Below are 7,194 nucleotides of genomic sequence, written 5' to 3'. Positions count from 1 at the left end.
CTGCTGGTGGTGCGCCAGTTCGGCGAGCCGATCTTTCCCGCCCTGGTGCCGGTCGATCAGGTCCAGAACGGCCCGGACGAGGCGCCCTGGCACTGTCTGATCGAGGCCGACAATTACCATGCGCTGCAACTGCTGGAATATCTCTACGCCGGCACGGTGGACTGCATCTACATCGATCCGCCCTACAACACGGGCGCGCGGGACCGTGAAGCACAACTCCAAAGCGAGTCGCTGGAGTTGGAGAAGCCCCACCTCTTGGAATTCCCCCTACTCGGGCTTCTTCGGTCTACCAACAAGCGACATGCGCTTGCCGCCATCGTCCGCTCGGAACCAAGCGGCGGCGGTGACGAAGTCATCGGTCCAGAAGCCACTGGGCTCCTTGGACACAGGCTGCAACGTCGCCATCTCATTCTCGCTTTTCCCAGGCAGCAGCCAACGCCCAAGCGTATACAGATAGCGGTTCCACTTGCGCGTAGAGGGCTGCATCGACACCGCGAGCACGTCAAATTCCCCGTAACGGTATGGGCGGGTTTTCCCCTGGCCGTCGTTGCCGGTCCGCGTTTTCTGTGTCTCAGTCATGTACACATCGCCCTCGAAGCCGAAACGCGCCCCACCTCTCACGACCGGCGCCCCTCTCTCGCTGCGCTGTAGCTTGACCTGCACGGAAATGCGGCCTTGCGCATCTTCCATCAGGTAGTCGTAGGCAAAGTTGCCCTCCGGCGTGACATCGCGCCAGCCCAGCGGCGCCATTGCCGGAACCACAAAGGTTCGGAAAGCCGCGTCAGCGATTACGCCACGAAGCATCCGGCGGGTCAGTTCCGGAGCGCGATGGACAGCCTCAAGGATCATTTCCGCAGGGGCATCGATGACCCGCTCAAACTCGTGGATCAGGTGGCGCTGCCGCAGCTCATCGAACAAAATTTTCTGTTCTTCCGGTGAGCACTGCGATAGCAGCTCGCGGATGGCGGCAAGGTTCGCGTCACTCATGGTTCCCTCCCTTGGGCCGTCCCGGCGGGTTGGGCTCGAACGCCAGCACATCCGAACGCTTGACGAAGGATCGCCCACCGATGTCCAGTGTGCGCAGGCGTCCGTTTCCGACCAAGCGCGCAATGGCTTGCCGGGTGACGTTTCGGAGCCGCGCAGCTTCCGCTTGGGTGATCCAATCGGAGGGGTCGATGGCGACGGGTGATTTATCGGTTGACGTTGTCAATGTATTTCTTGGTATACTTCATGAGAACGAGAGCATGTTACCAATGGCCTTTACGATGCCCAAGACAAATACGATCATCGAAGCTCGTCAATCCGAGCTTTTCGTGCCTGAACAAGAACACCCGGCCCAACTTTTGAAGACGTTGGAGCCGTTCTATCGCACGATTTCGGGGGCGGCCTATCTGGGAGATTCGCGCGACATATTGAAGATGATGCCTGACAACTCGGTAAATCTCGTGTTCACGTCTCCGCCGTATGCGTTGCATTTCAAGAAGGAGTACGGAAACGTCAGCAAGGCTGACTACGTCGAGTGGTTCTTGCCGTTTGCGCAGGAGATTCGCCGCGTCCTCAACGAGGATGGCAGCTTTGTGCTGAACATCGGTGGGAGCTGGAATCCTGGATTTCCTACGCGCTCGCTGTACCACTACAAGCTGATGATTGCGCTTGTCGAGGAACTGGGCTTTCACCTCGCCCAAGAGTGCTACTGGTACAACCCGGCAAAAATGCCCGTGCCTGCCGAGTGGGTCACGGTGCGAAGGATTCGGATCAAGGATTCGGTCGAGCACGTTTGGTGGCTATCGAAGACGCCGCACCCAAAGGCTGACAATCGGAAGGTGCTGCGCCCATACAGTGCGGACATGCTCCGGCTGGCCAAGAAGGGCGTGAAGACAACGTTGCGTCCATCGGGGCACAACATCAATTCTTCATTCGACAAAATCGAATCGGGTGGTTCAATCCCCTCGAACGTGGTGGAAGATCAGCTTGCGAATGACATGCTCATCGCGGGCAACAACGCGGCTAACGATGGCTACACGAAACGCTGCAAAGCGTCAGGTATGAAGATTCACCCGGCCCGCTTCCCAGCGACACTCCCGGAGTTTTTCACGAAATTGCTGACGGACGAAGGCGATCTTGTTGTCGATCCGTTCGCTGGCTCGAACACGGCGGGCGCGGTCGCGGAGCGATTGGGGCGGCGATGGATCGCAATTGATTTAATTGAGGAATATCTCGAAGCAAGCAAGTTTCGCTTCGGGGAATAGCACGAGGCAAAACAGCGGAAAACGGGTAGCGCAGAGATCAGGCAACCCGCGCCCCTTGATCCTGACTATCTGCTGACCCGGCAGGGCGACGGTCGGACCTGGCCGATCTGGCAGACCTTGTCCAACACCGCCAGGGCGATCCCGGACCGCTTCTATCTGGTCATCGACGAGGCCCATCGGGGCATGACCGGCGGCAGGCTCGCCAAGGAGGCCCAGACCCTGGTTCAGCGTTTTCTGCTGGGTCATGCCGAGACCGGTCTGATTCCGATGCCGCTGGTGATCGGCGTGTCCGCGACGCCGAAGCGGTTTACCGATCTCCTGGAGCATGCGCCGCACACGCTGCACAAGGTATCCGTGCCAGTGGACGCCATGCGGGCATCCGGTCTGCTGAAGGACCGCATCCCGATCCATCACCCCAAGGTCAGCGGACATTCCGAGATGTCACTGCTGGAGGAGGCCGCGCGGACCTGGGTGCGGATCACTCGGGCCTGGGATGCCTATTGCGCTGCCGAACAGGAGCGGCAGGTCTGGCCCATCCTGGTCGTGCAGATGGAGAACGGGACCGAGCAACAGGTGTCGCGGACCGATCTGGGCGTGGCGCTGGACGTGATCGAGCAGGCGATCGGCCGAGCCTTGATGGAAGGCGAGACGGTGCATGCGCTGCACGACTGCGGCGACATGGATCTTGGCGGGCGCAAGGTGCGCCGGGTGGATGCCTCGCGCATCGACGAGGATAAGGGTATCGGAGTGGTCTTCTTCAAGACCAGCCTCTCGACCGGCTGGGACTGCCCGCGCGCCGAGGTCATGATGTCCTTCCGTCGGGCCGAGGATCACACCTACATCGCCCAGCTTCTGGGACGTATGGTCCGCACCCCGCTGGCGCGACGCATCGAGCGGGACGCGGCCCTGAACGACGTGCATCTCTTCGTGCCTTATTTCGACGCGGCCGCGGTCAAGTCCGTGGTCGAGGATCTGAAGGACGTCGAGCACGCGCCGCCGACGGAGACGGGCTCCAGCCGGGAACTGGTCACTCTGACCCGGCGCCCGGACACCGCCGACATCTTCGCGGCCATGACTGACCTGGTCACCTACCGGGTCAACGCGGCCCGCACCCAGAGCCATCTGCGCCGTTTTCTGGGATTGGCGCGGCGGCTGAATCTGGACGAGATCGCGCCCGAGGCATGGGGCGCGGTCAAGAATCAGGTGGTGGATTGGCTCGGAACCGAGCTGGCGGGGCTCAAGGCCGCCGGGACTTTCGACAAGCTGGTCGCCGGGCTTACCAGGGTCAGTATCAGGACCACCACGGTCCGAAGCGATGGCGGCGAGGACGGCGAGTTTGCCTCCAAGGTCCGCGAGTACGAAATCGAGGCGTCGGACGCCGACATCGAGCGCCAGTTCGCCGAGGCCGGGATGCGTCTGACCAACGGCCTTCATAAAACCTACTGGGACGCGAACGCCGACCGCGACGGACTGGAGGTAAAGGCCGAGATGATCGTTCTGACGCGAAGCCACGAGGTCATGGCTCGGCTGGAGACCAAGGCGGAGAGCGCCTTCGACGCCGTCTACGACCAGCACAAGCAAGCCATCGGTCAGCTCAAGGAAAAGGAGCGCGTCCGCTACGAGCGTCTGCGCCTGGCGACCGCCAAGCCGGTGGAGTTGGAATGGCGGCTGCCGGAGCGGATCCAGTTCCGGCGGACGGAGCAGGCGCCGAGCTATGAACGTCACCTCTATCTGGAGGACGACGGCGGTTTCCGAACCGATCTCGGGACCTGGGAGGCGGAGCTACTGGCCGAGGAGCTGACCAATCCGCAGGTCGTCGGTTGGCTGCGCAATCTGGACCGCAAGCCCTGGTCGCTGGAGATCCCTTACGAGAGCGGGGGCGAGGTGCGGCCAATGTTCCCGGACCTGCTCGTGGTGTGCCGGGCGGGCGAGGGCTATGCGTTCGACATTCTGGAGCCGCACGATCCGAGTCGCGCCGATAACTTCGAGAAGGCCATTGGCCTCGCCCGCTTCGCCGAGAAGCACGGCCATCTGTTCGGGCGCATCCAGCTCATCCGCAAACAACCGTCCAAGGCGGGTGGCGACTGCTATGTCCGGTTGGAACTCAACAGCGAGGCGGTCCGCAAGAAGATGAAGGTGGTGACGTCCAATCCGCAGCTCGACGAGGTATTCAAGGATTGGGCGGTCTGCTGACCGATCGAAAGCCGCCGTTGAGCATCGAGGCCGGTGGCATGTTTCTGCTTCAACGCGCCCCAGCGTCCTGCGGCGATCGGATCAAACTCTCCGCCGGAATGCCCAGTCCAGCATGGAGCTTGCGGATCATGTTGAGCGTCAATGGACGTTTACGGTTGAGGATCTCATACACCCGATTGGATCGCCCGATCATGGACTCCAAGTCCTTGGGCGTGAGACCCGCCTGTTCCATGCGGAATTTGATGGCCTCCACGGGGTCGGGCAGATCCATCGGGAAGCGTTTCGCTTCATAGGCTTCGGCGAGCGTCAACAGGATTTCGAAACGCTCGCCTTCGGGTGTCGTTGGCTCTGGCTCCTGGTCGAAGAAGACGGAGATCTCGCGCATGGTGGCGCGGTAGTCGTCTTCCGTGCGGATCGGTCGAATGAACATGTCACAACTCCATTTCGATGGTTTCTACATCGATCGCATCGTATTCCGCATGGGTGCCGACGAACTTGACGTAGAGCGCACCGTACCGGTAAGCCACTGCGACGATGAGTCGGTGATTGTTGCCGCTGATGTTGAATACGACACGTCGGTTCTTGAGGATGCTCGCGTTGCGAAACTGCGCCTTGATATCTGCCGGTTGCTTCCAGTCCGCATTACGCGCTTCGTCGACCCAGGCCTCGAGATGCGCCTTGGCGCCGGGGTTGCGCATCCAATAGTCACGTAACATTTTCGTGGCCACGATTCTCATGCGAGCATGGTAGTCCCAAGATGGGACTATTGCAATCGTTCAGGATGTCGTTGCCACCTGCGCCGCTTGCTGGCTCTCCACCCGTGAGGCCCAGGAACGGCTGCACGAGGACCGGTTCCTGCTCGCCGAAGCCAACACGGCGCTCGCCGAGGCCGGACTCAAGCTCACCAAGGAAATGCCGATCAAGCACATGGCCGAGGTCCTGATCGAGGACATCGGCTACGCGGAACTGGGCAGCAAGGTCAAGCGTCCGCTGGAAGGGATCAAGATCGCCGGCTATGTCGGCTGTCAGACCAACCGCCCCTTCGGCATCGCCGGCGAATCCTTCGAGAACCCCAAATATCTCGACCACCTGGTCGAGACCCTGGGCAGCGAGTCGATCCCCGACTACGAGAAAAAGGTCCAATGCGGCGGCGGCGCGCTCGCCTTCTCCGAACCGGAGAAATCCCAGGAAATAGTCAAGGGCATCATCGAAGCGGCCTATGACCACGGCGCCGACCTCATCGTCACCCCCTGTCCGGTCTGTCAGATGAACGTCGAGGTTTATCAGGATCGGATCAACCAGACCTACGGCACCCAGTTCAAGATGCCGGTGGCCTATTGCTCGACCCTGATGGCGGTCGTCTATGGGCGCTCGGCCAAGGATGCCGCGATCAATGGACAGGTGATTCCGGCCAAGATGCTGTAGGCGATTGTGGGGAAGTAGCTCGACTACGATTGCTGCCGACCATCTTAAAGATCAAAGCCCGCATCCGCGGGCTTTTTCAGTCGTAATGGTAGCGACAGGAAATGATGACCAACTCATTGCCATCGACCCCGTAAACGAGACGATTGGATTCGTCGATACGGCGCGACCAGAAGCCCGAGAGGTTTTCCTTCAAGGGTTCGGGCTTACCAATGCCGTCGAACGGCTCGCGCAGACAGGACTGAATGAGAGTGTTGATCCGTCTGAGCGTCTTGCGATCCTGACCCTGCCAATACTGATAATCGTCCCAGGCCGCCAGGGTCCAGGTCGGGCGTGCTTGCCACCTATCAGTTTTATGTAGACAATTTGTCTATCGACATTGACAGATGAGATTGACACACATTGGGAACAGTCGCTTCTCTTGCGCGTGAGATCGAGCGCGGTCTTCGGCAGAGGCATCCTGGGCTGCGAAAAACGCTCGCGAAGAAACTCGCGCCCACCATCGCCGCGGCGATTCAGACCCAGACGGCCAACACCGCCCAGTGGGCCACGCTCCTGCCGATCGAGACCGAGCGGGCGGACATGCGCTTGCAGTGGATTGCCCGCCTGTTGGCCAATCCGTGGTTGGACTGTCGGGTGATCCTGGAGCCCTTGCCGCGGTGCTGGAAAGTGGAGGCCGGTGCCGCCAATCTGGGCTTCGAGGCGCAACGCGAGATCCTGGACGGCGTGGCCGGTTGGTTGCCCGCGGGTGCGCCGGTTCTGCTCGCGGCTGATCGCGTCTCTCCCTCGGGCGCGTTGTTTGAGTGGTTGCAGACCCACGGTTAGGGGTATCGGTTGCGGTTGAAGGGCCATCCTGTAGTCGATGTCGGGCGCGCGGACATCACCGGCACCGCCGATTTGACCAAGGGCGTCGCGTTGGGTTTCGCGCCGGGGGTGCGCCTGTTGCAGGACGGCATCGAGACCAACATTGGCATTTGGCACGAAACCGGACATGAGCAGGCGTGGATCATGGCCATGGATTGCCCGCCCACGGCGGCCACGACCCGTGATGACGGCTTGCGTTGGGTATTGAACCGAGGTTTTCCGATTTCAACACGCGCGGCTTCGGGCGGGAAGACACCCAATTGCGTTGCCCGGACCGCGTCGACCATTTGGGGCTGATCTTGAGCCTGGCAATGCATTGGTACACCGACACCGGGCGTCGCGATGCCTTGGAATCACCGACGCCGCTGGAACAAAAGGCGGCTGAACAGACCGATCCTGACCACTGGATCTTTCGCAAGCTCGCCCGCTCCTGTCTCTCCTGGTTTCAACGGGGACTGAGAAAACT

Annotated in this window: 9 protein-coding genes; 5 read left to right on the top strand and 4 right to left on the bottom strand. The window is 61.0% G+C overall.

Annotation, left to right across the window (positions count from 1 at the left end; genetic code table 11):
• Positions 1 to 267: 267 nt before the first annotated feature.
• Positions 268 to 987 carry a hypothetical protein gene (locus tag QZY07_RS21560; protein ID WP_295407243.1) on the bottom strand — a complete coding sequence of 240 codons (720 nt, stop codon included), beginning with the start codon at positions 985 to 987 and terminating at the stop codon, positions 268 to 270.
• 188 nt (positions 988 to 1,175) lie between these two features.
• Between QZY07_RS21560 and QZY07_RS21555 the strand changes: the two genes are divergently transcribed.
• Complete coding sequence (locus QZY07_RS21555) at positions 1,176 to 2,249, top strand: site-specific DNA-methyltransferase (RefSeq protein ID WP_295407239.1); 1,074 nt, start codon at positions 1,176 to 1,178, stop codon at positions 2,247 to 2,249.
• A 117-nt stretch (positions 2,250 to 2,366) separates the two neighbouring features.
• Complete coding sequence (locus QZY07_RS21550; RefSeq protein WP_295407236.1) at positions 2,367 to 4,442, top strand: type III deoxyribonuclease; 2,076 nt, start codon at positions 2,367 to 2,369, stop codon at positions 4,440 to 4,442.
• Positions 4,443 to 4,491: 49 nt separating this feature from the next.
• Here QZY07_RS21550 and QZY07_RS21545 read toward each other — a convergent pair whose 3' ends face one another.
• Together QZY07_RS21545 and QZY07_RS21540 are read right to left on the bottom strand one after the other, a co-directional pair.
• Positions 4,492 to 4,872, bottom strand: a complete 381-nt coding sequence (locus tag QZY07_RS21545; protein ID WP_295407231.1) for a transcriptional regulator — start codon at positions 4,870 to 4,872, stop codon at positions 4,492 to 4,494.
• Position 4,873: 1 nt separating this feature from the next.
• Entirely contained in the window at positions 4,874 to 5,179 is a 306-nt protein-coding gene (locus QZY07_RS21540) for a type II toxin-antitoxin system HigB family toxin (protein ID WP_363184645.1), read from the bottom strand.
• A gap of 190 nt (positions 5,180 to 5,369) precedes the next feature.
• Between QZY07_RS21540 and QZY07_RS21535 the strand changes: the two genes are divergently transcribed.
• The gene (locus QZY07_RS21535) at positions 5,370 to 5,867 is read left to right on the top strand and encodes a heterodisulfide reductase-related iron-sulfur binding cluster (protein ID WP_295407225.1); all 498 of its coding nucleotides are present in this window, start codon (positions 5,370 to 5,372) and stop codon (positions 5,865 to 5,867) included.
• Positions 5,868 to 5,943: 76 nt separating this feature from the next.
• Here QZY07_RS21535 and QZY07_RS21530 read toward each other — a convergent pair whose 3' ends face one another.
• The gene (locus tag QZY07_RS21530) at positions 5,944 to 6,183 is read right to left on the bottom strand and encodes a Txe/YoeB family addiction module toxin (protein WP_295407246.1); all 240 of its coding nucleotides are present in this window, start codon (positions 6,181 to 6,183) and stop codon (positions 5,944 to 5,946) included.
• 83 nt (positions 6,184 to 6,266) lie between these two features.
• Here QZY07_RS21530 and QZY07_RS21525 point away from each other — a divergent pair, with 83 nt between their 5' ends.
• Both QZY07_RS21525 and QZY07_RS21520 read left to right on the top strand, forming a co-directional pair.
• A complete protein-coding gene (locus QZY07_RS21525) occupies positions 6,267 to 6,689 on the top strand; it encodes a hypothetical protein (RefSeq protein ID WP_295407222.1) in 423 nt (140 codons plus the stop codon).
• Between the two features lie 15 nt (positions 6,690 to 6,704).
• Positions 6,705 to 7,025, top strand: coding sequence for a hypothetical protein (locus QZY07_RS21520; RefSeq protein ID WP_295407219.1), 321 nt, complete (start codon positions 6,705 to 6,707; stop codon positions 7,023 to 7,025).
• The last annotated feature ends 169 nt before the right edge of the window (positions 7,026 to 7,194 follow it).

Source organism: uncultured Thiocystis sp. (assembly GCF_903866365.1).
Classification (GTDB): domain Bacteria; phylum Pseudomonadota; class Gammaproteobacteria; order Chromatiales; family Chromatiaceae; genus Chromatium.
Note: the sequence above shows the minus strand (reverse complement) of the source record. Positions and strands in the feature narration are given on the sequence as shown.

Coding starts and splice junctions, on each gene's coding strand:
- QZY07_RS21560 (WP_295407243.1), bottom strand. CDS start 987: ATGAGTGACGCGAACCTTGCCGCCATCCGCGAGCTGCTATCGCAGTGC.
- QZY07_RS21555 (WP_295407239.1), top strand. CDS start 1,176: ATGGCGACGGGTGATTTATCGGTTGACGTTGTCAATGTATTTCTTGGT.
- QZY07_RS21545 (WP_295407231.1), bottom strand. CDS start 4,872: ATGTTCATTCGACCGATCCGCACGGAAGACGACTACCGCGCCACCATG.
- QZY07_RS21540 (WP_363184645.1), bottom strand. CDS start 5,179: ATGAGAATCGTGGCCACGAAAATGTTACGTGACTATTGGATGCGCAAC.
- QZY07_RS21535 (WP_295407225.1), top strand. CDS start 5,370: ATGGCCGAGGTCCTGATCGAGGACATCGGCTACGCGGAACTGGGCAGC.